General features: G+C 45.1%; 20 protein-coding genes. 12 read left to right on the forward strand and 8 right to left on the reverse strand.

Features of this window, described 5'->3' with window-relative positions; translation table 11 throughout:
* Positions 1-8 precede the first annotated feature (8 nt).
* The 5 genes from IJE10_09880 to IJE10_09900 form a co-directional block, all read right to left on the reverse strand.
* Positions 9-1256: a nucleotidyltransferase family protein gene (locus IJE10_09880; GenBank protein ID MBQ2968413.1), complete on the reverse strand. Its 1248-nt coding sequence runs from the start codon at positions 1254-1256 to the stop codon at positions 9-11.
* 110 nt (positions 1257-1366) lie between these two features.
* Positions 1367-2203: a mechanosensitive ion channel family protein gene (locus IJE10_09885; GenBank protein MBQ2968414.1), complete on the reverse strand. Its 837-nt coding sequence runs from the start codon at positions 2201-2203 to the stop codon at positions 1367-1369.
* A gap of 2 nt (positions 2204-2205) precedes the next feature.
* Positions 2206-4326 (reverse strand): polyribonucleotide nucleotidyltransferase, encoded by a 2121-nt coding sequence (locus tag IJE10_09890; protein ID MBQ2968415.1) that lies wholly within the window; start codon positions 4324-4326, stop codon positions 2206-2208.
* 150 nt (positions 4327-4476) lie between these two features.
* The gene (gene rpsO / locus IJE10_09895) at positions 4477-4740 is read right to left on the reverse strand and encodes a 30S ribosomal protein S15 (protein MBQ2968416.1); all 264 of its coding nucleotides are present in this window, start codon (positions 4738-4740) and stop codon (positions 4477-4479) included.
* A gap of 139 nt (positions 4741-4879) precedes the next feature.
* The gene (locus IJE10_09900) at positions 4880-5155 is read right to left on the reverse strand and encodes a hypothetical protein (protein MBQ2968417.1); all 276 of its coding nucleotides are present in this window, start codon (positions 5153-5155) and stop codon (positions 4880-4882) included.
* Between the two features lie 145 nt (positions 5156-5300).
* Here IJE10_09900 and IJE10_09905 point away from each other — a divergent pair, with 145 nt between their 5' ends.
* The 10 genes from IJE10_09905 to IJE10_09950 all read left to right on the forward strand — a co-directional run bounded on the left by IJE10_09905 (position 5301) and on the right by IJE10_09950 (position 20060).
* Entirely contained in the window at positions 5301-7043 is a 1743-nt protein-coding gene (locus IJE10_09905; protein MBQ2968418.1) for a phospho-sugar mutase, read from the forward strand.
* Between the two features lie 69 nt (positions 7044-7112).
* Positions 7113-9437: an O-antigen ligase family protein gene (locus tag IJE10_09910; GenBank protein MBQ2968419.1), complete on the forward strand. Its 2325-nt coding sequence runs from the start codon at positions 7113-7115 to the stop codon at positions 9435-9437.
* A complete protein-coding gene (locus tag IJE10_09915; GenBank protein ID MBQ2968420.1) occupies positions 9437-10258 on the forward strand; it encodes a glycosyltransferase family 2 protein in 822 nt (273 codons plus the stop codon). The genes IJE10_09910 and IJE10_09915 overlap by 1 nt, the downstream gene beginning before the upstream one ends.
* Before the next feature lie 4 nt (positions 10259-10262).
* Positions 10263-11630, forward strand: coding sequence for an undecaprenyl-phosphate glucose phosphotransferase (locus IJE10_09920; GenBank protein ID MBQ2968421.1), 1368 nt, complete (start codon positions 10263-10265; stop codon positions 11628-11630).
* Positions 11631-11651: 21 nt separating this feature from the next.
* Positions 11652-13187 (forward strand): YifB family Mg chelatase-like AAA ATPase, encoded by a 1536-nt coding sequence (locus IJE10_09925; GenBank protein ID MBQ2968422.1) that lies wholly within the window; start codon positions 11652-11654, stop codon positions 13185-13187.
* A gap of 96 nt (positions 13188-13283) precedes the next feature.
* On the forward strand, positions 13284-14345 hold the full coding sequence (locus IJE10_09930) for an undecaprenyldiphospho-muramoylpentapeptide beta-N-acetylglucosaminyltransferase (GenBank protein MBQ2968423.1): 1062 nt from the start codon (positions 13284-13286) through the stop codon (positions 14343-14345).
* A 15-nt stretch (positions 14346-14360) separates the two neighbouring features.
* Positions 14361-14921: an aminoacyl-tRNA hydrolase gene (locus IJE10_09935; GenBank protein ID MBQ2968424.1), complete on the forward strand. Its 561-nt coding sequence runs from the start codon at positions 14361-14363 to the stop codon at positions 14919-14921.
* Between the two features lie 2 nt (positions 14922-14923).
* The gene (gene mfd, locus IJE10_09940; protein MBQ2968425.1) at positions 14924-18262 is read left to right on the forward strand and encodes a transcription-repair coupling factor; all 3339 of its coding nucleotides are present in this window, start codon (positions 14924-14926) and stop codon (positions 18260-18262) included.
* Between the two features lie 65 nt (positions 18263-18327).
* Positions 18328-19377, forward strand: coding sequence for a peptidylprolyl isomerase (locus tag IJE10_09945; protein ID MBQ2968426.1), 1050 nt, complete (start codon positions 18328-18330; stop codon positions 19375-19377).
* Positions 19378-19436: 59 nt separating this feature from the next.
* Positions 19437-20060 carry a GTP pyrophosphokinase family protein gene (locus IJE10_09950; protein MBQ2968427.1) on the forward strand — a complete coding sequence of 208 codons (624 nt, stop codon included), beginning with the start codon at positions 19437-19439 and terminating at the stop codon, positions 20058-20060.
* Positions 20061-20084: 24 nt separating this feature from the next.
* Here the strand turns inward: IJE10_09950 and IJE10_09955 are convergent, their stop codons facing one another.
* The gene (locus tag IJE10_09955; GenBank protein ID MBQ2968428.1) at positions 20085-20942 is read right to left on the reverse strand and encodes a DMT family transporter; all 858 of its coding nucleotides are present in this window, start codon (positions 20940-20942) and stop codon (positions 20085-20087) included.
* 147 nt (positions 20943-21089) lie between these two features.
* On the opposite strand from IJE10_09955, the gene IJE10_09960 reads away from it, so the two are divergent.
* Positions 21090-22811: a hypothetical protein gene (locus tag IJE10_09960; GenBank protein MBQ2968429.1), complete on the forward strand. Its 1722-nt coding sequence runs from the start codon at positions 21090-21092 to the stop codon at positions 22809-22811.
* A gap of 38 nt (positions 22812-22849) precedes the next feature.
* Here the strand turns inward: IJE10_09960 and xylA are convergent, their stop codons facing one another.
* Together xylA and xylB are read right to left on the reverse strand one after the other, a co-directional pair.
* Positions 22850-24166 (reverse strand): xylose isomerase, encoded by a 1317-nt coding sequence (xylA, locus tag IJE10_09965; GenBank protein MBQ2968430.1) that lies wholly within the window; start codon positions 24164-24166, stop codon positions 22850-22852.
* On the reverse strand, positions 24167-25648 hold the full coding sequence (xylB, locus tag IJE10_09970; protein ID MBQ2968431.1) for a xylulokinase: 1482 nt from the start codon (positions 25646-25648) through the stop codon (positions 24167-24169).
* Positions 25649-25753: 105 nt separating this feature from the next.
* On the opposite strand from xylB, the gene IJE10_09975 reads away from it, so the two are divergent.
* Positions 25754-26512, forward strand: a complete 759-nt coding sequence (locus tag IJE10_09975; GenBank protein MBQ2968432.1) for an AraC family transcriptional regulator — start codon at positions 25754-25756, stop codon at positions 26510-26512.
* Positions 26513-26807 lie beyond the last annotated feature (295 nt).

A 26807-nucleotide genomic window follows, 5' to 3' on the forward strand; every position in this document is an offset into this window, starting at 1 on the left:
CCAATCTCCTACATCATATCAAAATATTTATATAAATCCATACGTTCCTGCATCAAAGCATCCTTTGGCTCAGGTGCCGTATATTTTATGCTCTTACCGATATTGCTGATTTTCCGGCTTACCGCAATGCCAATGGTAAACACATGGTGTATCCACGCAACAGGCATCAGAAAAATATGCTTTTCCGCATACGGGTATCTCTTTTTCATGTTCTTAAGCCCGAAAGAAAAGCTGTTTGCCGCTTTTTTGCGGTACCATTTGGTCATAAACGACTGATAATCCTCGTTCTTAAAGGTCGCAAAACGCACGGCATTATACAAATCAAAGCAATCGCTTCTGTCTTCTTTTTTGCCGAACACACCGCCTGCCGCCACATCTTCAAAAAGACGTTTTACCTTTTCGGCATCGTACGAAAAGGGCAGAAAATCCGATTCGGAAAAACCAAGATATGTAACGCCAAACCCTTTTACGGTGTTTAAAAATTCCATGTATTTCAGGTGCGTCAGCGTATCCCGTATGCGTGCTTCATCCAACTCATTTTTATAATATTTTTCATACAAAAGGACATCTAAAATCTGCTTCACACCAAGTCCGCTGCGTACAAAATGGCGCACCGCATGCAAAAGCGTATAAAGATATCCGTCCGTAATACCCAAAACGGTCATGCCATCCTTTTGCATAAAGGGTTCCTGTTGCATATTCATATTGTCAAACCACACATCATGCTCGATGTCATAATAAAGAGAAATATGCAGCTCCACAACCCCGATTTTCGGATGCTCTAACTTGTCATGGTTCGAGGTGGTGCCTCTGTGCTCTACCGAAAAACCCGCCTCACGGAAAACGGTTAATGCCTTTTGCTCATCCTCAGGGGATACCAACAAATCAATATCGCTCGAAATACGGCATTCGGGATGTGCATACATGTAAGAAAGAGATTTTCCTTTCAGCAAACAGCACGGGATGCCTGCATCGGACAGCTTTGTTAAAATTTCCTGCACAGCACCGTTTTTCTGCTCATGCAAAATACAGCTTTGCATAAACCGTTTTTGCAGTTCGGCATAAAAGGGCATGTCCGCCTCATCCAAGGAAAGCTTTCCCGAAGAAACAAGCTGTTTGATGCCTGCAAAACAAAGCTGCCAGACGCCCTGCTCTGCCGCAAGCCGAATCACTTCGCCAAGCGGGATGCTTTTCAAATCCGCACCGCAGTCATTTCCTGCCGCACCGTACGCCAGCAAACCAAGCATTGTTTCCATGGTGTTCTCCTTCCTGTAGACATATATATTTATTGTATTATATTTAGCTGAATTTGTCAAGTTTTTTACAAGAAAAGCGACAAACAGCCATCCGTTTGTCGCTTACATCTTTATTCTTTTACAATGCGCACATCCATCTGCGGGAACGGAATGGTGATGCCCTCCCGGTCAAGAGCCTTCTTCACCTTAACGTTCACATTGTTGTAAACCGTCCAGTAATCAGGGGTGTTGCACCAGATGCGAAGCGCAAATGTAATGGCACTATCACCGTATTCCGCCACCACCGCCTGTGTCTCAGGTTCTTTTAACGCCAAAGGTTCTTCTTCGGCACATTTTAACAATAATGCACACATTTTGTCCACATCCGTATCGTATGCCACAGAGAATTTCAGGTCACAACGTCTGATTTTTTCAGAAGTTACGTTAATCAGCTGTTCGTTGGAAATCTCCGCATTGGGCACAATCACTTTCCGATTATCCGGAGTCAGCAACGTGGTGTAAAACAGACCGATTTCCTTCACGGTACCGCCCTGCTGATCGCTGACAATGATATAGTCGCCCACCTCAAAGGGTTTAAAGAGCAACAAAATCACGCCACCGCTGACATTGGATAAGCTTCCCTGCAACGCAAGACCGATTGCAACCCCTGCAGAACCCAGAACGGTAATTAAAGAAGCCGTCGGGAATCCCAGATAGCCTGCAAGCGCAATAATCAGTACAATTTTAAGCAAAATGCTGATGCCGCTGCCCAAAAAGGTCTGCATGCCGGGATTAAGTGCCGTAAAGCCCTTTCCCTTTTTGATGACTTTTACAAGCTTTTTAATCAGCTTAAAGCCAATCACCAGAAGCAGAACTGCTATACATATTTTACCCATCCCGTGCAAAATAGCACGAAGGATGTCGTTGCCGTATCCGGCAACAACATCCCAATTTATTACTTTATTCATGCTTATTCACCTTTGTTTTCGGTGTTTTCCTTCTTTTCGGGCTTAGGAAGTGTATCCTTTCTGGAAAGGTTCATTCTGCCCTGCTTGTCGATTTCAACCAACTTAACGTTGATGATATCGCCTTCGGAAACCACATCGGTTACCTTTTCCACACGCTTGTGGTCAAGCTTGGAAATGTGCACAAGACCTTCTTTACCCGGCAGGAATTCAACAAATGCGCCAAAGTCCATAATACGGGTTACTTTGCCCTTGTAGATGGTACCAACTTCAGGCTCAGCCACAATACCCTTGATGATTTCAAGTGCTGCATTACCTGCTTCCTGGTCGTTGGTTGCGATAAATACATTACCATCATCTTCAATATCAATTTTAACACCGGTGTCTGCAATAATCTTCTGGATTACCTTACCGCCGGGTCCGATAACTTCACGAATCTTGTCCACTTCAATCTTGAACTGGATAATCTTAGGTGCATACTTGGAAAGCTCAGCTCTGGGTGCCGGGATAACCGGAAGCATAACATCGTTCAAGATGTCCATACGACCCTTTTTGGTGATTTCCAATGCCTGGGTAATGATTTCGGGGGTTAAGCCGTCAATCTTAATATCTACCTGAATGGCAGTAATACCGTTTTTAGTACCTGCTACCTTAAAGTCCATATCGCCGAAGAAGTCTTCTAAGCCCTGAATATCAATCATTTCGATAAAGCGGTCGCCTTCGGTTACCAGACCAACAGAGATACCTGCAACGGGTTCCTTAATCGGAACACCTGCATCCATCAATGCCAAAGTAGAACCGCAAACGGATGCCTGCGAGGTAGAACCGTTAGAGGACAAAACTTCAGAAACTAAACGGATTGCATAGGGGAATTCTTCCACAGAGGGAATTACAGGTGCCAAAGCACGTTCAGCCAATGCACCATGACCGATTTCGCGTCTGCCCGGGCCTCTGGAAGGACGGGTTTCACCTACAGAATAAGACGGGAAATTGTAGTGATGCATATAACGCTTGGATTCTTCTAAATCAATACCATCCAGCATCTGAATTTCGCTGATGGTACCCAAAGTTGCAGCAGTAAGTACCTGAGTCTGACCACGGGTGAACATACCTGTACCATGGGTTCTGGGCATTAAGCCTACTTCAGCAGACAACGGACGGATTTCGTCTAACTTTCTGCCGTCAACACGCTTGCCTTCGTCTAAAATCCAACGGCGAACAACCTGCTTCTGCAGTTTGTAAAGCGCTTCGTCCAGCATACCTTCCATTTCGGGATATTTTTCATCCATAGCCGCATGTACTTCGTCGGTTACAACTGCCATACGTTCGTCACGGATTCTCTTGTCATCTGTATCTAATGCATATTTTACCTTGTCAATTGCAAAAGCTTCCACTTCCGCATAAAGGTCAGCATCCACAACGCAGGGAGTGTACTGAATTTTTTCTTTCTTGCCCACTTCATCTGCAATGCTCTGGATGAAACGGCAAAGCTCTTTACAAGCTTCATGGCCTGTAAAGATTGCATTTAACATCTGATCTTCAGGCACTTCTTTACCGCCTGCTTCAATCATAACAACCTTATCGAGTGTACCGGAAAGAGTAAGCTCTAAGGTGCTCTGTTCTCTCTGTTCCTGGGTGGGGTTGATTACCGGCACGCCGTCAATCAAGCCTACAGATACACTGCAAACCGGGCCGTTAAAGGGGATATCGGAGATTGCAACAGCGGTAGCTGCACCAATCATAGCCGCAATTTCGGGAGAGTTGTCCTGCTCCACGCTCATAACGGTGGTTACAATGGCAACGTCATTTCTCAAATCCTTCGGGAAGAGCGGACGCATGGGACGGTCGATACAACGGGAAGCTAAGATTGCAGCTTCTGTAGGACGGCCTTCACGCTTAATAAAGCTTCCGGGGATTTTACCTACTGCATACAGCTTTTCTTCATAGTCTACGCTAAGCGGGAAAAAGTCAATCCCGTCTCTGGGCTTTGCAGAAGCGGTTGCGGTAGCAAGCACTACTGTATCGCCGTAACGAACCAGCGCAGAACCGTTGGCAAGCTGTGCCATTTTGCCGGTTTCAATCACCAGCGGACGACCGGCTAAGGTCGTTTCAAAAGTTCTGAACATAACACATTCCTTTCCTGCAGACATTTCTTTACCGTCTGCATTTCTGCCGTCGGCAGATTTCTTATATAAATTTTTATTGTTACCGAAAAAATAGAGGGCGACAAGGACTGATGCAACAAAAGCCCCGTTTGCCCTCTACAGCATTTATTATTACTTTCTCAAACCGAGTTTTTCAATAATTGCTCTGTAACGTTCAACGTCCTTCTTCATGAGGTAGTTCAAAAGACCACGTCTTTTACCAACCATCTTCAAAAGACCACGTCTGGAATGATGATCCTTCTTGTTGATCTTAAGATGTTCGTTGAGGTGGTTGATGCGATTGGTTAAAATCGCAATCTGAACTTCCGGAGAACCGGTGTCAGTGTCGTGCAATTTGTTTTCTGTAATAATTGACTGCTTTAATTCTTTGTCCATCATAATGTGAACCCTCCTAAAATAATAAATAATCGCCGATTCACTTTGCCAAGGTTGGAGATTCCTTCAGCAATGCGAACGGTTCAAGAACTATAATACCACAACAAAAATCCCTTTGTCAAGTGTTTTTTGAAAAAATTTAAAACCAGAACAAAAGACAGGAGAAAAATGCCCCCATCAGTGCCCCGCCTGCCATCGCAGCCAAGGTAGACTTAACTTTTCCACTGCCTTTTTTCAGACACCGTACACCTTTTTCATATTTTTTCATATACCGCGCCACCACCTCTCTTGCTTCATTGACTAAAATTTCTTCCTCCCGTATCACGTTTTCCTTCAGCATAAAAATCACCTGTTCAAAGGCGTCTGATTCCGGATTCTCCAGGATTAAAATCTGTCTGTTTGTTGTACTGAGCATACCATTCCTCCTTGTGATGCATATTATATAATGTAATTATTCCTGATTTTACACAAAGATATACTTTTTTCTATTGACTTTATACAATAAATATTATATAATAAAATGAAAATTTGGTATTTTATCATGAAAAGGAGTTCTGACTATGAATCACGCAATGAAGCAATATAAAAGCTGGTTGGAAAGCGGCGTTGTAGATTTAGCCACCAAAAACGAGCTTTTGAACATCGAACAGGACGAAGACGAAATCAAAGAACGGTTCTACCAGAGTCTGTCTTTTGGTACGGCGGGTCTGCGCGGTATCATCGGTGCAGGCACAAACCGTATGAATATATATACTGTAAGAAAAGCAACCCAGGGTCTTGCTATGGTCATCAGTGAGCATGGCGAGGAAGCAAAAAAACGTGGCGTAGCCATTGCATACGACTCCCGCTTGTATTCGGATTCTTTTGCAATGGAAGCTGCGAAAGTGCTTGCGGCAAACGGCATTCGCTCTTATCTGTTTGAATCGCTCCGTCCCACCCCCGAGCTTTCCTTTACCATTCGTCATTTAAACTGCATTTCGGGTATCATCATTACCGCCAGCCATAACCCTGCCAAATACAATGGCTATAAGGTGTACTGGGAAGACGGTGCACAAATGCCTCCGCAGAATGCAGATAAAGTTTTGTCCTACATTGAAAGCATTGATATTTTTGAAGATGTAAAAGTTTTAAGCGACGTGGATGCAAATGCCACCGGCTTAATCACCATCATCGGCAAGGAAGTAGACGACGCCTACCTTGCAAACGTTATGGCACAAGCCATTAACCCTGACCTGGTAAAACAGGCAGGCGATAAGCTTAAAATCGTATACACCCCCTTCCACGGTGCAGGCAACAAGCCGGTACGCAAGATTTTAAGTAGGCTTGGTGTTTCCAATGTCTATGTGGTTCGGGAACAGGAAGACCCCGATCCGGCATTTCCTACCGTTAAATCTCCCAATCCCGAGGATGCGGAAGGTTTTGTTTATGCAGTAAAGCTTGCCACCGAAACCGATTCTCCGCTCATTATCGGTACTGACCCGGACGGTGACCGTATGGGTCTTATGGTTCGTAACGACAAAGGTGATTACGTAACCTTAAGCGGTAATCAGGTGGGTGTGCTTTTAATCAACTACATTTTAAGCCAGAAAAAGGAAAAGGGAATTTTGCCCAAAAACCCCGTAATCATCAAAACCATTGTAACCTCCGAAATGGCAACAAGGGTTTGTGAAAAATACGGTGTGCAAATCACAAATGTTTTAACCGGCTTTAAATTTATCGGTGAAATCATTAAAAATTTAGAAGAAAAAGGCGAAGAAAACCGCTTCACCTTAGGCTTTGAGGAAAGCTATGGTTATCTTGCAGGCACATACGCCAGAGATAAAGACGCGGTTGTGGCTTCTATGCTGATTGCGGAAATGGCGGCATGGTACACCATGCGCGGTATGACCGTATATGACGGCTTGCAGGAACTGTTTGAAGAGCTCGGCTACTATAAAGAAGTGCAGAAAGCTGTAACTTTGGAAGGCATTTCCGGTGTACAGAAAACCAAGGAAGTTGTAGACTTTTTCCGCAACAACCCGCCCGAAAGCTTTGGCGATGCCAAGGTGGTTGCCATCCGCGACTACCGCACCGGTGTCCGCAAAAATCTGGTAACCGGTGAAACGGAAAAGCTGACACTTCCCTCCTCGGATGTTTTGTATTACGAGCTTTCGGATGACACCTATTTCGTGGTACGTCCCTCCGGCACCGAGCCGAAAATCAAATTCTACTTGTTTGTAAACGGCAAAACACAGGCTGCAGCAGACATGGCTATGCAAGCCCTTTCCGACAACCTCTTTGCTGTAGTGGATACATTGCTTTAAAATCAACGGGACTGCTGTCAAAATATATCTTTTGGCACAGTCCTTTTCTCACCTGAAAGGATGAATAAAATGCAAATCAAAAGCGACAAAAGCAGTATGCCCTATCTCTTAGGGCTGTTTGCGTCCCTGCCCATAATTTTCAGGGGCATTTTCTTTGAAAGCGATTATTTTATATTCGCAATCATTGCCGCAATTACGGTCATTTGTGCCCTTTGCTTCGGCAGAACACGTCTTAAAATCAGCAGCATAACCGACTATGCCCTGCTTGCACTGGTACTCAGCTACATCTGCACCCTCTTTACTGCAGTAAGCCTGTACTCCGCGGTGTTGGAAATCAGCCGTTATCTGCTGTTTTTCCTGCTGTATCTGCTTGCCAAAAGCACCTTTGACAAAAACGAAAAGATTGCATCCGCCCTTCGGATTATTATGTATGTGTTGGCGTTCAGTGCACTTTATACTCTGCTTTCTGCAACCGGTGTGCTGGGCAATCTCACCTTCCCGGGCGCTTATTCTTCGGCAGAGCACGAAAGATGGCTGCAGGGTACCGTACAGTACCATAACACCTTCGGTATTTTAATGCTGGTGGGCTTTTTCATGGCTTGCGGCTTAAACACCGCCGAACGGAACAGCAAATCCTTTTTTGCAAATGGCATCTGCTCATTTTTATTCATGTTCGGTCTTTTGATGTCTTATTCCCGTGGTGCATGGGTTCTTGTTCCTTTCTTATTTGTGCCCTATCTGATTTTTGCGGCACCCTTACAGAAGGTTCGCTTTTTCGCAACGGGCATCGCTTCTTTGGCAAGCGTATTGCTTTGCCTGCCTCTGTTTTCGGGGTATGTGATTGCCGAAAGAAGCGGTATGGCATTTTTAACTCTGCTCATCGGCATTCTGATTTTTGCCGGTGTGTATTATGTCACCCATCTGCTGTTTGACAAATGGAGTAAAACAAAAAGCTTTAAAAAGGTGGGCATTTCTCTTCTGGCACTCATCATTGTTTGTGCCGTGTTAATCGTATTTGTTCCGGCCCTTACCAATCTTCTGCCTGCACAACTGGCTGACCGTTTAAGCGGTATCAGCCTGGGCGGTGAGACGGTTAAGGAACGTTTCGTATTCTACGGCGATGCTTTTGAACTTTACAAAAACCACAATATCGTATTCGGTAACGGCGGTAGTGCCTGGGCGCACCTTTATGGCATGTACCAGTCCTATGACTACGCCTCCAGCCAGGCGCACAGCTATATCATGCAGGTTTTAGTCGAAGCAGGTGCTTTGGGCTTTATCTGCTGGGTTGCAGTCATCGTGCTGTTTATTCTTTCCTGCATCAAAGCATATAAAAATGCTATGGTGGACAAGAACCTTTTAGCCGTACTTGCCTGCACCGGACTGGGACTTATCTTGCACAGCTTTATCGACTTTGATTTATCCTTACCTGCAGTTCTCTGCTTGCTCTGGATTGTTTTTGCTATGCTAAACGGCATTGCTCCCCTTTCTGCAAAAACCGTTACCTTAAACAAATGGATTGGGGTCGTACTTGCAGCCCTTCTGCTGATTTTCTCCTTTCCGGGCTGGATTGCTTTTGAAAGCTACTCTGCCTGCAATGAAGGCTTAGAGGCAGAAGAAGTGGATTTTGAAGCCTGCAGAAACAATGCCGAAAGTGCATCCGCACTGATGCCCTTTAACGGGAGATACACCTCCCTTGCTCTGCGTATGAATGCTTTGACCAATCAGAAAATCTCTGCAAAGGATGCCGACGAAATCCGGAATGACAACCGCTTTGAGGTTGCGGTTATGGAAAACCTCTTTTACTGCTACGAAGCAATCAAAGACTACAGCGGTGCATATGCCTGTGTAGAAAACATTGTACAACTACAGCCCTCTATAGATACCAACTACCTCTCTTTAACCGATGTAAGCAAGGTGGCAATGGTTTATGAACTGCGAAACGGCAGATTCTCCGAAACAAATCGCATTGCAAGCTCGTATCTTAGCTATCAGGAAGAAGCACTCCGCGCCGCAAAGGCATCAGGAGAAGCAGATTTGAAAACTGCCGGGCAGACTTTAGAATTTGCAACCGATTTGAAAGAAGCAAATCCCAAGGATTATGTAACAGCAACAGACTTTATGTTCAGCCGTGTTAAAAAGGCGATTGAACAAAAGGCAGAAAAAGAAATTCTTGCAAACCATTACGGTGAGTACGCCATCGTTGCCGGAATGGCAATGCAACAGTTGCCTGCGGAAGGCGATTATATGGGTGCACAAATGGTTGCACTGAAAGTAACTGAGGAAGCTTCCAGTCTGCAGTCTGCAATTCAGTATGCACCGCAGTACAGAGAAGAAATTGAACGTGCCATAGAATATGCCGAAAGCCTGCTTTCGGCTCTGGGAGGTCTGTAATGCGCCTTTCGGTTATTATTGTCAATTACAACACAAAAGACCTGCTTGCAGGCTGTATCCGTTCCATAAACGAAAACCCGCCCACGGGCGATTATGAAATTTTAGTGGCGGACAATGGCTCGACCGACGGAAGTGAGGCTTGCGCTTCCCTTCCTAACGTCACCTATATCCCTATGGACGGAAATGTGGGTTTTTCCAAAGCCAACAACCGTGCCCTGGCACATGCAAAGGGTGAATATATCCTGTTTTTAAACCCCGATACGGTTGTGCTGAAAAACACACTTGACATCTGTCTTGAAAGCTTTTCAGAACGCATTGGCTGTGTAGGCTGTCGTGTGCTGTTAGAGGACGGCACACTTGACCTTGCCTGTCGCAGAGGCTTTCCAACCTTGAAAAACGCATTATTTAAGTTTACGGGTCTGGACAAGCTGTTTAAAAATCGCTTTTTTTCCGGCTACAATCTTTTATATATGCCCGAGGATGCGGTGTATCCTATCGACTGCATTGTAGGTGCCTTTATGATGCTCCCCAAAAAGCTTTTAGACGAAATTGGCGCCTTTGACGAGCAGTTTTTCATGTACGGCGAGGATGTGGATTTGTGTCTTCGTGTACACCTTGCAGGGTACACAACCTTGTACAACGGAAGTTGCAGTATTCTGCACAAAAAGCGCGCCAGCAGTAAAAAAAGCAAGGCAGCCCAAAACGCCTTTTACGAAAGCATGTGGCTGTATTACCAAAAGCATTTTGCAAGCAGGCACAGCAAGCTTTCCAATTGGATGGTTCATAGCGCCATCCGCCTTTTAAAAACAATCAAGAGGTAATTTTATGCTCAGACAAAACGCAAAAATTTTAACGGTTGCCAAAGTGGTGGCAGATATACTTTGTATCCTCGTCGCCTTTTTTGCCAGCTGGTATTTTAAATTTGTGCTTCAGACAGACCCTGCCACCGAGCACCTGCCCATTTCGGCATACTTAGAGCTTTTGTGGCTTTCTTTGCCGACCTTTTTAATTCTGTACTCGGCATTCGGCTTGTATAAGCCCCAGAGAATCCGCTCGGCATTCCGTGAGCTTTACATTCTGTTTTTATCGGGGCTTTGTCTGTTTGCGGCAATTTCCATTTACCTGTTCGTATTTAAAATTTATCACATTTCCCGTATTTTAGTCGGTTTGTTCTGCGCAAGTGCCTTTTTACTTTCGGCTTTCTGCAGAATGGCACAGCGCATTCTCACCCGAACCTTACGCAAAAAAGGCTTTAACATCAAATACATTGTATTAATCGGACTTACCGGGCAGGGCAAAACCTACTTAGATTCTATTCTACGTCGTAAATCCTTAGGCTATGTACCCTTAGGCTTTATGGATGCTACCACAAAAAAATATAAAGAAATTCCGTATCTGGGCGATGGCTCTGACCTAAGCAGTTTCTTGGAAAACAATATCGTGGACGAGGTTGTGCTGGCACTGCCTTTGGAGCAGTACGGTAAATTGCCCGACCTCATTGAAATCTGCGAAAAAAATGGTGTAAAATCGGTTATCATCCCTGCCTACACCGAATTTTTGCCTGCCAAACCGCAAATTGACGAAATTGATGACATTCCGCTGGTGAACACCCGCTACATTCCGCTGGACAATCTGTTTTTCTCCACAATCAAAAGACTGGCAGACATCTTACTCAGCGCCCTTTTAATGCTGGTTTTATCTCCCCTGTTTTTGGTGCTTGCACTTTTAATCAAATGCACCTCAAAGGGATCGGTATTTTTCAGCCAGGAACGGGTCGGCTATAACAAGAAAACCTTTAAAATTTACAAATTCCGCACCATGCGTCCCGGCCAGGCAGGTGGCTGGACGGTAGAAAATGACCCCCGCGTTACCCCTTTGGGTAAGTTTTTACGCAAAACCTCATTGGATGAGCTGCCTCAGCTTTACAACGTGTTCAAGGGTGAAATGAGCCTTGTAGGTCCACGTCCCGAGCAGACCGCCTATGTGGAGCAGTTTAAGGAAACCATCCCGAAATACATGTTAAAGCATCGGGTACGTCCGGGCATTACCGGCTGGGCGCAGGTGAACGGCTTGAGAGGCGACACATCCATTGAAGAGCGCATCAAGCACGACATTTATTACATTGAAAACTGGAGCTTTTTGCTGGATATAAAAATTCTGATTCTGACTCTGTTTAAACATCGGGGTTACTGATTTGTAAAGGAGGATAAAGCCTTGATTACCATTGTAAACAGCTGTGCCTTTATCGGCATAGACGGGGTAAAAATCGAAACCGAAGTGGACATTTCCAAGGGCGTTCCCTCTTTTGAAATTGTCGGACTCCCGGACACCGCAGTGAAAGAAAGTAAGGAACGGGTGCGCTCTGCTTTAAAAAACGCAAAAATCCCCTTCCCGCCTGCACGGTACACAGTAAACTTAGCACCTGCCTCCATTAAAAAGGAAGGGGCTTTGTTTGACTTTCCCATTGCTGCAGGCATTTTAAGCAGTATGCGTTTAATTCCTACCGAAGCCCTTACCGATAAAATGGTCATTGGCGAGCTTTCCTTAAACGGTGAAATCCGCCCTGTAAGCGGAATCCTTGCCGCCGCCATTGCCGCAAAGCAAAACGGCATGGACGGCATATTTGTCCCTGCGCAAAATGCCGCAGAGGCAGCGGTTATTGAAGGACTTTCCGTGTACCCCTGCGAAAGCTTAACCGCTTTTATGCTCCATTGCACGGGCGAGCAACCCATTCTGCCGTTCCGGGTGGATTCTGCCATTCAAAACAGCGCCTTTCAATCCACTCTGGATTTCTCGGAGGTCAAGGGGCAGGAAGCTGCCAAGCGCGCCCTGGAAATTGCCGCCGCAGGCGGACACAACTGTCTGATGGTCGGCAGTCCCGGTACAGGTAAAACCATGCTTGCAAAACGTCTGCCCACCATTTTACCCGATTTAACCTTTGAAGAGTCCTTAGAGGTCACCAAAATTCACAGCATCAGCGGTATGCTTCCCGATAACACACCCCTTATGTGTCAGCGTCCGTTCCGCAGTCCGCACCACACAATCTCTGCCAACGGCATGTCGGGCGGCGGACGTGTACCCCGACCGGGCGAAGTGAGCCTTGCACACCACGGTGTACTCTTTTTAGACGAATTACCCGAATTTCATAAAGACACCTTAGAGGTATTGCGCCAACCGCTGGAGGATTCTAAAATCACCATCTCCCGTGTGGCTTCTACCCTCACATACCCTTGTAACATTATGCTCATTACTGCCATGAATCCGTGTCGTTGCGGTTTTCTGAACGACCCGCACCACGAATGCACCTGTTCTCCGCATCAGGTACAGCAGTATATGGCAAAAATCAGCGGACCGTTGCTGGACCGTATTGACATCCATATTGAGGTCAACCCCATTATGTATGAGGATTTAGAAAACAAAACCGCTCCGTCCGTTTCTTCTGCCGAGATGAAAGAGCGGGTTTGCCGTGCCCGTGCCATTCAGGCATCCCGATTTGCTGAGGACGGCATTTTCACCAACGCACAGATGCAGGAACGGCACATTTTAAAATACTGTGCTTTAGGCGAAGCGGAAAACAATATGCTAAAGAAAGCCTTTGACCGCTTAGGCTTAAGCGCCCGTGCCTATAACCGCATTTTAAAGGTGGCGCGCACCATTGCAGACTTAGACGGCAGTGCGGACATTTTAAAGCCGCACCTGGCAGAAGCCATCAGCTATCGAAGCATGGATCGGAAATTAAAAAACGCTTAAGTTGCAAAAAATGTAAGAATCGTGTATAATTAATAAGGAAAACAATAAAAAGTTTCTAATATACATATACTGAAAAAATATTTGAGGAGTGGTCAAGTGAAAATCGTATTGGCTGGCGGCGGCACCGCAGGGCATGTAACCCCGAACATCGCGCTCATCCCCGCCTTAAAAGAAGCAGGTTTTACCGACATTCAGTACATCGGTACCAACGGCATTGAAAAAGAACTGATTACAAAGGAAGGCATCCCCTTCCATGAAATTCAGGCAGGCAAGCTTCGCCGCTATCTGGATATGGAAAATATAAAAGACATTTTCCGCATTATAAAAGGTACACAGCAGGCGAAAAAGCTTTTAAAGAAAATCAAGCCGGATGTGGTATTCAGCAAGGGTGGCTTTGCCTCCTGCCCTGTAGTATGGTCCGCAAAAAGCCTGCATATCCCTGTAATTTCGCATGAATCGGACATCACGCCCGGTCTTGCCAATAAACTCAGCCTGCCCTCTGCAAGCAAAATCTGCTATGCGTTTCCTGAAACGAAAGCACATCTGCCCGAAGGCAAAGCCATTTACACCGGCATCCCGATTCGCCCTGCATTTTTCACGGGCGACAGACAAAAGGGCTTGTCTTTCTTAGGCTTTACGGGTAAAAAACCGATACTCACGGTTATCGGTGGCTCACAAGGCTCTAAATTTTTAAATGAAACGGTACGCGGAAGCTTAAAAGCTTTGCTTGAAACCTTTGATGTGTGCCATCTTTGCGGTAAAGACAATCTGGATACATCCCTTTTAAGCACCGATGGCTACAAGCAGTTTGAATACATGCACGCAGAGCTTGCTGACGTGATGCAGGCAACCGATTTATTTGTATCCCGTGCAGGGGCAACCACTTTATTTGAAATTCTTGCCATGAAAAAGCCGTCTGTGCTGATTCCCCTTTCCAAGGGCAGCCGCGGTGACCAGATTTTAAACGCAAACTCCTTTGAAAAACAGGGCTTTGCCAAAAAACTGGACGAAGAAACCATGACCGAGCAAAGCTTTCTGGATACTGTTTTTGCAGTGTACAAGGACAGGGAAAGCTACCACATAGCGCTCGGACAGGTTTCAAACGAAAACAGCGCGCAAAAAATTGCCGCACTTTTAAAAGAAAACATCAGAAAATAACGGAGAAACAGCTTTATGTATTTAATCGTAGGCCTGGGCAATCCGGGCAAGCAGTATTTTGCGACCCGTCACAACATCGGTTTTTCTGCCATGGATTATCTGTCGCAAAAACATAACATTGCCATCACAAAAATCAAGCACAAGGGCTTGATTGGCGAAGGAAAAATCAACGGAGAACGGGTTTTGCTTTTAAAACCCCAGACCTTTATGAATTTAAGCGGTGAATCGGTTCGGGATGCCGCAACCTTCTACAAAATTCCGAACGAAAACATTTTAATCATTTATGATGACGTATCTCTTCCGGTAGGCAAAATGCGTCTGCGCGAAAAAGGAAGTGCCGGCGGACACAACGGCATTAAATCCATCATCGCCCATTTAGGCTCGGATGTATTTCCGCGCATCAAAATCGGCGTGGGCAGTCCCAAGCCCGAAACGGATTTGGCAGACCATGTTTTGGGGCGCATCTCCAAGGAAGAAGAGAAAATTTTATTTGAAATGCTGGAAAAAACCAACGGCGCGGTGGAAACCTTTGTCAAAGACGGCATGGAACGCGCCATGAACCAATATAGCGGATAATGATGACACAACAAGGATATTTAGAGGTCCTGCAGGAGCAGGAATCCTACAGCGAAATTTTAAACGCTGTAAAAAAGAACAAATTTCCCATAAAAATCACAGGTACGGCCGAGTCGCAAAAACTGCACTTGGCCTATTCTTTGTGTAAAGAATTTAGAAAAAACATGGTATACATCGTGCCCGATCCTTTAACGGCACGGTTTGCCTTAGAGGATTTAAAATTCTTTGCCGGAGAAGAAAATACCGATTTATTCCCCAAAAAGGAACAGATTTTTTATGAAATTGAAGCCAAAAGTGCCGGAAACGCCTCTAAGCGTATCGCGGTGCTGAATAATCTGTTGCACAGGCAGAACTATTTTGTGGTTACCACCATTGAAGCCTTTTGTCAGAAAATCATCTCCAAGGTGGCGTTTGAAAACCGCAGAATCGCATTAAAAACCGCACAGGTTTACAGCATAGAAGATATCGAAAAGAAGCTTGCGCTCATGGGGTATAAACGGGAATACACCGTTGAAGCGCCGGGTCAGTTTGCGGTGCGTGGCGGTATTTTGGATATTTTCCCCCGGAATGCCCTCACCCCTTGCCGCGTTGAGTTTTTTGATGACGAAATTGACACCATCCGTCTGTTTGATCCTGATTCCCAGCTTTCCATTGAAATTGTGCAGGAAATCGAGATTTCTCCTGCCAACGAGGATTTTTCGGACAACATCGGCACCCTTGCGGACTTTTGCGAAAACTGTCTGTTTTTCCTGGAAGAACCGCACCATTTGCATGCCTCCTACGAAAAGGCTGTGTCTGATTTAACCGATGCCATCGGTGCCGCAAAGGAAAAAGCGATGCTCACCGAGCGGGAGCAGATGCGTGCAGACTATTATATAGAAGCTTATTCCACCGCTTTAAAGAAAACCTACAGCCAGGGTGCTATTGCCCTGTCTAACCTGACTTTAGCGGCAAAGGAATTCAATCCGAAAGAAATTCTTTCCATTAATACTAAATCCACCGCTTCGTACAACGGAAATTTAGGCCTTCTGCTGGAGGATATTTTATACTACATCGGACAAAAATACCGCATCGTACTTCCCTGTGGCTCAGAATCCAAAGCCAAGCATCTGCAGGAAGAGTTAAACCGCGAAAATATTTCGTCTGCCTACACCGCAACCTTAAAGGAAATGCCAAAGCGCGGTATGGTAACTTTGGTAGACGGTACGCTGCAACGGGGCTTTGAATATCCCTTAACCGCATCCGTCTTTCTGTCCGACAAAATCTTTGCAGGCGAATCCCAGAAGAAAACAGCACTCCGTAAAAAAGGACAGTCCATCCGCGATATTTCGGATATCAAGGAAGGCGATTATGTGGTGCATCAGAGCCACGGTATCGGTGTATACTCAGGCATTGAGCGCATCACGGTAGACAACATCACAAAGGACTATTTAAAGGTCAAATATCAGGGCACAGACGTTTTATATGTGCCTGTTAACCAGTTGAACTTAATCAACAAATATATCGGCGCAACCGAACACATTAAAGTAAACAAGCTTGGCGGTCAGGAATGGAACCGCACCAAGGCAAAAGCAAAATCAGCTGTTGCGGCAATCGCAAAAGAGTTGGTGGAGCTGTATGCCGCCCGGGAAAATGTACAGGGCTTTGTTTTCAACCCCGACACTCCCTGGCAAAAGGAATTTGAGGATGCCTTTTTATACGAAGAAACCCAAGACCAGGTAACCGCCATTGCAGATGTGAAAAAGGACATGGAAAGTGCAAAGCCCATGGACAGACTGCTTTGCGGTGACGTAGGCTTCGGCAAGACCGAGGTGGCACTTCGCGCGGCGTTTAAAGCCATTATGGACGGCAAGCAGGTGGCATACCTTGTGCCCACCACATTGCTTGCCAAACAGCATTATGAAAACTTCCTGCAACGGTTGCAGAATTACCCCTTTAAAGTTGAAATGCTCTCCCGCTTCCGCTCCAAAAAACAGCAGGAGGAAACGGTAAAACGCTTAAAAAACGGAAGCTGTGACATGGTTGTCGGCACCCACCGTCTGTTGCAGGAGGACATCGGCTTTAAGGATTTAGGTCTTTTGATTGTGGACGAGGAACAGCGCTTTGGCGTAAACCATAAAGAAAAAATAAAAACCTTGAAAAATAACGTGGATGTGTTGACCTTAACCGCAACCCCTATCCCCAGAACCTTAAAAATGGCAATGTCGGGCTTAAGGGACATGAGCGTTTTAACCGAACCGCCTCAGGACAGACATCCCATTCAAACCTATGTTTTAGAATTCAATCCCGAGGTTATCGCCTCTGCCATCCGTCGTGAAATGGAACGAAACGGACAGGTGTATTATCTTTATAACCGTGTCGAATCCATTGACGCCTTTGCGGCACGCATCAAGCAGTTGGTACCCGAGGCACGCATTGCCATCGCCCATGGCAGAATGAGCCAGATTCAGATGGAAAACATTATGTTAAAGGTCATCGACGGTGAGGTGGATGTTTTAATTTGCACCACCATCATTGAAACAGGGCTGGACATTCCGAATGTAAACACCATTATTTTGGATAACGCCGACCGCTTCGGTCTTGCTCAGCTCCACCAGATTCGCGGACGTGTAGGCCGTTCCTCCCGTCTTGCCTATGCCTACTTTACCATTCAGAAGGATAAGGTTTTAGATGCCGTTGCGGAAAAACGGTTAAAGGCAATTAAGGAATACACCGAATTTGGTGCAGGCTTCAAGCTTGCCATGAAAGACCTGGAAATCCGCGGTGCAGGCAGTCTTTTGGGACAGAAACAACACGGACATATTGAACAAATCGGCTATGAGCTTTACTGCAGATTGTTAGAAACCGCGGTGCGTCAGCTGAAAAACAACGAGGAAATTGTGGAAGAACTGCCTATCACCATTGACCTGCAGCAAGACAGCTACATTCCCGAAAAGTATATCGCAGATGCGGACACACGTATTGATGTTTACAAAACCATTTCACAAATTGAAACCGAGGAAGATGCAGACAACGTAATCAGTCAGCTGATTGACCGCTTTGGTGAACCGCCAAAAGTTATGGAAAGCCTGATAGATGCCGTGCTGATTCGGAATCTTGCCAAATCTTTAGGCGTAACAGATGTAACCCAGACCAAATCCGAACTGGTGCTGACCCTTTCTGCCGCCTCCCCGATTGATGCGATTTTGACCTATGTGCAGGAAAATAAAAACGATTTCATTCTGCGCGCCAACAAAACCACTTGCCTTGTTTACAAATTTAACAACCGCACCGTCAACCAGGGTCGGAATATTAAGATTATATTACAATTGCTAAAACGATTGAAAAAATCCTGCGAATAGTATATAATGAAATTGTGGCAACACGATTGCAACAAAAAATCCGTTTATATTGGAAGGTGATTCCCATGAAAAAATGTATAATCTGTCTTTTGGTTTTCAGTATGCTGTTTGCACTTGTTGCCTGCGGTGATTCCAAGACGGCGAAAAACCTCGAAACCGACCAGGTGGTCGGTTCTGTGGAGGGCGAACCCATTTATTTCTGGGAATACAATTTCTTTTTGCAGGATGTAAAGCAGGTAATGCTGGAGCAGTACGGTATTGAACCATCTGACATTTCTGCATCCAAAGAATTCTGGAAAAGAGATTTTGACGGGCAGACCGCCTCCGAGCTTGCCATTGAAAAAGCCTTTGATGAGGTGACAAGCTTTAAGCGTCAGGTCATTTTTGCCAAGCAGAACGGCGCAACGGTTGACGAAAGCTACGAACAACAGTTAGACAAACAGATTGGCGAATACAAAGAGGCTGTCGGTGCTGAATACTTTGAAGTTTTCTTAATAGAAATGGGCTTAACAAGCGAAGAACAGTACCGCCAGATCAGCCGGGACAACGCACACATCAACAATTTCTATCAGTCCCTCACTGCAGACGGGACAGTAACCGTTTCAGACGAGGAAATCGAAGCTTTTTACAACGAATACATTGCGCCCACCTATGATGTGGTTACCGCAAAGCACATTTTGATTTCCACCGTAGATGAAAACGGTGCACCCTTGTCCGATGAAAAGATTGCAAAAGCAGAAGCTTTAGCAAAGGATTTACACAAACAAATCACTGACGGTGAGATAGAATTTGATGCAGCAATGCAAGAATACGGTCAGGACCCGGGCGTTAAATCCAATCCCGACGGCTACACCTTTGGTCGAGGCGAAATGGTCGAAGCCTTTGAAACCACAGCCTTCGGCCTTGAAATCGGCGAAATGTCCGAGCCTGTTTTAAGTGAATTCGGCTGGCACATTATACTTTTAACCGACGCCAAAACCCAAACCCTGGAAGAGGCGTCCGACAACATCCGTCAACAGCTTTCCTTCAGTGCCTGCACCAAATACATCATGGAGCATACCGAATCGTTTGCAATTGAAAAGAATGAAGACGTTTTAGCCAAAGTACAGATATAATCAACAAAAGCACTTCAGAAACCGAAGTGCTTTTTCTAAGGAAAGGAGCTTTAAACCACATGGAAAAACAAGTCCTTTTTACCGACCATCAGGAATATTTGCAGATGGAGCATTTATACACCTCTGCTTTAAAGCAGCTTCAGCTCCGCTTTGAGGTGTTAAACGGCGAATTCAAGGTGATGCATGACCGAAGCCCCATTCATCACATTCAAAGCCGATTCAAATCCACCAAAAGCATTATCAAAAAGTTAAACAAGCTCGGGCACGAGGTGTCCATTCCCTCTGCCATGAAAAATATTAACGACTTAGCCGGCATCCGCGTGGTTTGCAGTTACATTGATGACGTGTATAATGTCGCCGATATGTTTTTGCGCCAGAACGATATTCGCCTGATAAAAAAACGCGACTACATCAAAAATCCCAATTACAACGGCTACAGAAGTCTGCATCTGGATGTGGAAATTCCCGTATTTTTATCCGACCATACCCAGTCGGTCTTAGCTGAAATTCAGATTCGCACCGTTGCCATGGACTTCTGGGCAAGCTTAGAGCACGATTTGCGCTATAAATCGGACAAAAACATTCCGCAGGAGCTTTGCGAGCAGATGCTTGCCTGCGCAGACGAAATTGCTATCATCGACAAAGAAATGCAGGAAATGTATAAAGAAATACAAAACTTATAAAAAAAGAGCCTTACGGCTCTTTTTTTATAGTAATATCGCAATAAAAATACCTGCCAGCACTATGCCTGTGCACATAAATTTATACAAAATATGTTTTTCGTGAAATACCAACCAACCGGTTAAAACGGTGACTAAAACCGAAGATTGCTTGACAATGGTCATGATGGTGACTTCACTTTCCGGGTTTGCGTTGGCTTCAAACAGCATTCTGTCCCCGACCATCAAAGAAAGACTCATAAGCGGAATCCAGAAATTGGTTTTTAGAGTGGAAATATGCACCTTTTCTTTGCGGGCAATCAGTATTATGCCATAAATTACGGTCATAAAAAGCATAAACCAGAACTGCAGTTGAGAAGAATCCATATACTGCATCAACACTTTGTCCATAGTTCCCGAAATGGCATTGAAAAAGCAGTTTAAAAGTGCCGAAAGCAACACCACAAAGGTTACACCCTTTGCAGTCGTGTTGTCTTTTTTTAGATTTGCCAGAAACAATCCCAAAACCACTAAGAACATTCCCGCTATTTTCGGAACGGTCAGCGATTCACCCAAAACGAACACACCAAGAAGTGTAGAAAACACCATGCGCGACAAATCCATAATGCCATATAAGCTGACCGACATGTTTTTAAGTGCCGCATAGGCAAACAGCCAGGCAGTACAAACCACCGCTGCCTTTATGAATATGTAAAATATCAAAGCAGGCGAAAGTGAAAAGGCAGTTCCCGAAAAAGGAATCGCAAAAAGCAAGCCGATAAGGGTATAGAAAAACAGAATTTCGGTGGAACTGCTCTTTTTAAGTGCCGCCTTCTTCATACCCTCTCTCGACCCCTTTAAGAGCCCGTATATAAACACATATAAAATCCAGATTGAACCTGTCATACTCTGCCTCCGTCTCGTATTTCCGACCCATTGTATCACGGATTTCATATAAAGTCAAGCAGGACATAATTTTATAAATCTGTCTTGTTTTGATATTTACATTTTAAGTCCATTATGTTACAATACAAGCAAAGGGAGTGAATTTACATGCAGGAAATTCTTTTTTCGGATTTGTCCGAGATTACAGTCAATAAACAAGATATTGCAGACACCTCTATGCCGGACAAATGGCGCGTAATGCCTTATACTGCAGGGCATACGGAAGGCAAGCTTTTAGTTGCAGGCGAATGTGCCAAACCGAATCCGCTTACCTTAAAATTAGGTCTTACCGGCTGGCACAAGATTTTCCTGGGAATGATTAAAATCGGCTTTGACAACCGTTTTTATATCAAGCTTTCCAACGACCCCTGGTACCGAGCCGTGAATATGTCCAAAGAACCGCGTCCCATTCATTATGATCCCCATGAATGGATTGAAGAAGATTTCTGGTGCTGTGCCGACCTGACCAACCTCAATATTCTGCTCAAAAAGCCGGATGTAGCAGGAAAATTCGGCATACTCACCTCTTCACTTGCCTGGATTCGCTGTGTACCCATGACCGATGATGAAGTAAAGGCGCATCTTGCCTACAACGCACCGCAACGAAAAGTACACGCCCACTTTGACGGCGACTGGAATTTAATCGAGGAAGCGGGGCTTATCGGTCCCATGTCGCGCCTTTGCTCCATAAAAGACACCGATATCAAGCTGTGCTCGGTAGAAGCGATGGCAGACATCGGCAACCGATTTGACTTAACCGACACACCCATGACCACCCAGGATTTAAGCTATTACGAGGGCAATAAAAAGGGCGCGAAAATCGCAAAACTGCGCCACCAAACCTATACCGATTACATTCGACAAAACGGCATTGTTCCCCTTGCGGCTCTGCGCATGAGCATCTGTAATTTCTGCGTTCCGGACGAGCATCTGACTCGTTTGAAATTCCCGGACGAGCATCCCGAATATTATATCAGAAGCCGTGAAGGCGACACCATTCCCATTTGCTCCTATGCGTATTCCAAAGTGCAGAATTATGTGATTGACACCTTAAAAAACGCCTTAGATTTGGGCTATGACGGCGTAACTTTAATGTATGTACGCGGAAGCCATATCGGTTTTGAACAGCCGGTCATAGACGCATTCAAAGCAATTTATCCTAAAATTGACCCCTTCCGTCTGCCCGTTACCGATAACCGATTAAACGGCGTGTGGCGTTCCATTTTCACCGCCTTTATGACAAAGCTACGCAAAGCCCTTGACGAGCATGCAGGTAAGCATGTGCACATTAACATTGTGACCGATTTCACCCCTGAAACCGATTTTCATTTCGGCATTGATATCCGTGAATGGGCGCGTTTAGGCTTGATAGACAGCATGTGCTCCGACACCATGGAAACCTATGAAGATTTAACCGATTGCCTTGCAGATGACGGTTTGATTGACCTTGAAAAATACAAAGAAGAACAAACCAAACGCATGGTAATTTGCCGGAATTATGACGGACTTGACATTGACCGTGTGGTTGAAGGCGTAAAACAATATTTAGAAATCGAAAAGGAATACGGTGTGGAGTTTTATGCATGTCTTTTGGGCTATTGGCGTCCTTCTATCTACACACCCAACTGGGAAAAAGTAAGAAAAGCAGGTGCCACCAAATTCTGCGCCACAAATTTTGTGCATTCCATGCCCGACTTACCCGGCTATCATCGGGTCTCTAAATTCGGACATGACTCCCTCTGCACCGAATACAGCACTCCAAAGCTTTACCGTGTACTTTCCTTAAACAACAAAAACATCGCAACTTATAACCCCAACTGGAGAGGATAAGAAAAAGCAGGCAATTGCCTGCTTTTTCTTATCCGGACTTATCCAAACATAATTGAATTGACAACCGATTCTAAGTATTCCTGACTCCCGCTTCCGGGCATTTCGGGTTTTTGTAGCTTACCTGCGTATTCTGCGAGTTCTTCAAGTGTTGCGTTGCCCGAACGGATTTTTTGTCCGATTTCGGTGTTTGCAAAGCTCTGATACTTTTCTTTTACAAATTCGTCCAGCCTGCCGTCCTCAATCAGTGCTGCCGCCTTGATTAAGCCTAACGCATAGGTATCCATTCCCAGAATAAAGCCTTTAAACATATCCTCTGCGGTGTAGCTGGGACGACGGTTTTTCGCATCAAAGTTAAATCCGCCCGTAAGACCGCCTGCCTTTAAAACCTCTAACATGCAGTAGGTTGCGCTGTACACATCCGACGGGAACTGGTCGGTATCCCAACCAAGCAGGTAATCGCCCTGGTTGGCATCAATAGAGCCAAGCATACCGTTCATGGCAGAAATGCGAAGCTCGTGCTCAAAAGTATGTCCTGCAAGGGTTGCATGATTGGCTTCAATATTCATCTTAAAATCTTTATCCAGACCGTATTGACGTAAAAAGCCGATGGCGGTTGCCGCATCAAAATCATACTGATGTTTCATGGGTTCCTTGGGCTTAGGCTCAATGTAAAAATCGCCCGTAAACCCGATTTTTCTGCCGTAGGTAACTGCCATTTTCATTAAAGCGGCAATGTTTTCCTGTTCAAATTTAACGTCTGTATTCAAAAGAGTTTCATAGCCTTCTCTGCCACCCCAGAACACATAACCTTTACCGCCAAGCTTTACGGTAAGCTCTAATGCCTTTTTCACCTGTGCCGCCGCAAAGCAGAACACGTCCGCCGAATTGGTACTGCCTGCACCGTTTACAAAACGGGGATTGGAGAACATATTGGCTGTACCCCACAGACATTTGATGCCTGTTTCTTTCATTTTAACCAGTATATAATCGGTGATTTCGTCTAATCTTTTGTTGGTTTCGTTGATGTCATCTGCCTCGGGCACCAAATCCACATCATGGAAACAAAAATACTCCACGCCAAGCTTTTGCATGAATTCAAACCCTGCGTCCACTTTTGCTTTTGCGTGCGCCATAGTGCCTTTTTCTGCGCCGAATGCCTTGTCTGCGGTGTCTCTGCCGAACATATCGGTACCTGCCGCACAGAGGTTGTGCCACCAAGCCATGGCAAAGGGCAGATGCTCTTTCATCTTTTTGCCTAAAATTACTTTTTCCGCATCATAATACTTGAAAGAAAGCGGATTTTTACTGTTTTTTCCCTCGTATTCAATTTTGGGAATGTTTTCAAAATAAGCCATTTAATTTTCCTCCTTTAATTCCTTATATAAATTCTTAAGACTTGGATAAAGCTTTTTAAATTTCTGATATTTCTTTTCATAGCGTGCAGATAACTCCGCTGTCGGCAAAATTTCTTCTTTCACCTTTACGCTTACACATGCCTGAACTGCTTTAAAGTCACCGCAAGCCACCATAGCAAGAAGTGCACCACCAAAACCGGGTCCCTCTTCGGTTTCGGGAATCTGCAGCTTTATATTCAGTACATTTGAAAGAATCTGCATCCAAAGCTTAGATTTTGCACCGCCACCGCAAACCGTACTTTGTGAAACCAAAATACCTAAGCTTTTTGCCACCTCCAGATTGTCCCGCACCGCAAAGGCTACGCCCTCTAATACCGCAAGCAGCATATCCGCACGGGTGGTATTGGGTCTTAAGCCTATAAACATGCCTGTTGCATTGGTGTCGTTAATCGGGCTTCTCTCACCCATCAAATAAGGCAGAAAAAACACTTCATTCTGTCCTAAATCCGATTCCTTAATTTCATCCTGCACAGATTTAAAATCCTCTGTTTTTAAAATTTCCTCACAAAACCATTTGTTGCAGGATGCCGCAGACAGCATGCACCCCATCAGATGATATCCACCGTCCGCATGGCAAAAGGCGTGCAAGGCATTATTGGGGTCAACCCCGAATTTTTCGGAGGAAATAAACACCGTACCGCTGGTACCAAGAGAAATATTACACCGTCCCTCGCCTACTGTTGCCGTACCAATTGCCGCCGCTGCGTTGTCCCCTGCACCTGCCGCCACCTTTACTTCAGCTGTAATGCCAAGCATTTCCGCTACCTCGGGCAAAAGTGTGCCGATGCATTCAAAACTCTCATACAAAGCAGGCATCTGTTCTGCTTTTACCGAGCAGATTTCAAGCATTTCTTCCGACCAGCATTTGTTTTGTACATCCATCAACAGCATGCCCGAAGCGTCCGAATAATCGGTTGCATGCACCCCGGTCAGCTTGTAATTAATATAGTCCTTCGGGAGCATAATTTTGGAAATTTTATCAAAGTTATCCTTTTCGTTGTTCTTCATCCAGAGGATTTTAGGTGCGGTAAACCCTGCAAATGCAATATTTGCCGTGCAGGCAGAAAGCTTTTCTTTGCCTACAACCGCATTCAGGTATGCCGTTTCCTTGTCGGTTCTGCCGTCATTCCACAAAATAGCAGGACGGATAACCGCATCCTTTTCATCAAGCACCACAAGTCCGTGCATCTGCCCTGCAACCGCAATGCCTGCTACAGCCGTTTTGTCCACTTCTGCAATCAGCTCTTTTACACCGTTAACAAATGCATTCCACCAATCCTCGGGTGATTGCTCACTCCAACCGGGATGCGGATAGCAAACCTCGTAGCTTTTGCTTACCGTCTTTACAATTTGCTTGTTTTCGTCTACCAGTAAAAGCTTCAGCGCGGATGTGCCTAAATCGGCACCAATGTAATATTTCATAATTCTCCCCCTTTATCTATTTTCATTGTAGCATAGCCCTCTTGACATTTCCCGCAAAAAGGTATATAATTTATAGACAAAATTTGTCTTTTTAGAGGTGCGTGTATGCTCTATCAGTACCAACACTTCGGATTGTCCGAATATTTTTGCAAGGAGTATGGGGAAAACTTTTCTTTCCCGGCTCATTTGCACCAATCCTTTGAGTTTATTACCCTTTTGTCCGGCGAAATGGACATCACGGTAGAAAACAAGCTGTACACAATAAAACAAGGCGAAGCCCTGCTCATTTTTCCGCATCAGCTACACGCCTTAAGCAGTAACGAAAGTGAGCACATGCTATGTATTTTCTCGCCTGAAATTGTAAAGGCTTACTTTTCCAAAACTGCAAAAAAACTTCCGATTCAAAGTCTTTTTATGCCATCAAAAAATCTGATTGATGCCATAAACACCCTTTCCGAAACAGATTCCGTTATCAAAAAGAAAGGAATTTTATATGCACTTTGTGCAGAATTTGACGAAACCGCTGCATACACCAACAAACAAACAGTCGACAAAAATTTACTTTCTTTGGTTTTTTCGTTTGTTGAAAACAATTTTAACAAAGACTGTTCCCTAGAAAATCTTTCCAAAGAAACAGGCTTCAGTTACGCCTATTTATCCCGTTATTTTAAAAATACAGTGGGGATTTCTTTTAACACTTATGTGAATCAGTATCGCATCAACAACGCCTGCTACCTTTTAAACAACACCGATTATTCCATTCTGCAATGTGCCTTAGACAGCGGTTACACATCCCTGCGGAGCTTTAACCGCAACTTTAAAAGCATCACAGGCATGACACCGCAAGAATACCGAAAACACTAATAAAAATCCACCGGCATAGCCGGTGGTATTTCATTTCAGGGCTACGCCCTACCCGATACTGGCTGCGCACAAGTGCGCTTTTACCCATCTGCCAGCCATGCAACGATTACTTGCTACCCATAAATGGGTTATTTTAAGCAAGGCTTCCCCTCTAAGGGGAAGCTGTCGAGCAAAGCGAGACTGATGAGGTGTAGCCGCTTGCGGCGTTTTTTTTGACGGATTTCTGCGAAATCCTACACCTCATCCGGCTTTTGCTCCGCAAAACCCACCTTCCCCTCAAGGGGAAGGCTTCACA

It is taken from the genome of Clostridia bacterium (genome assembly GCA_017410375.1).
Lineage (GTDB): Bacteria > Bacillota > Clostridia > RGIG6154 > RGIG6154 > RGIG6154.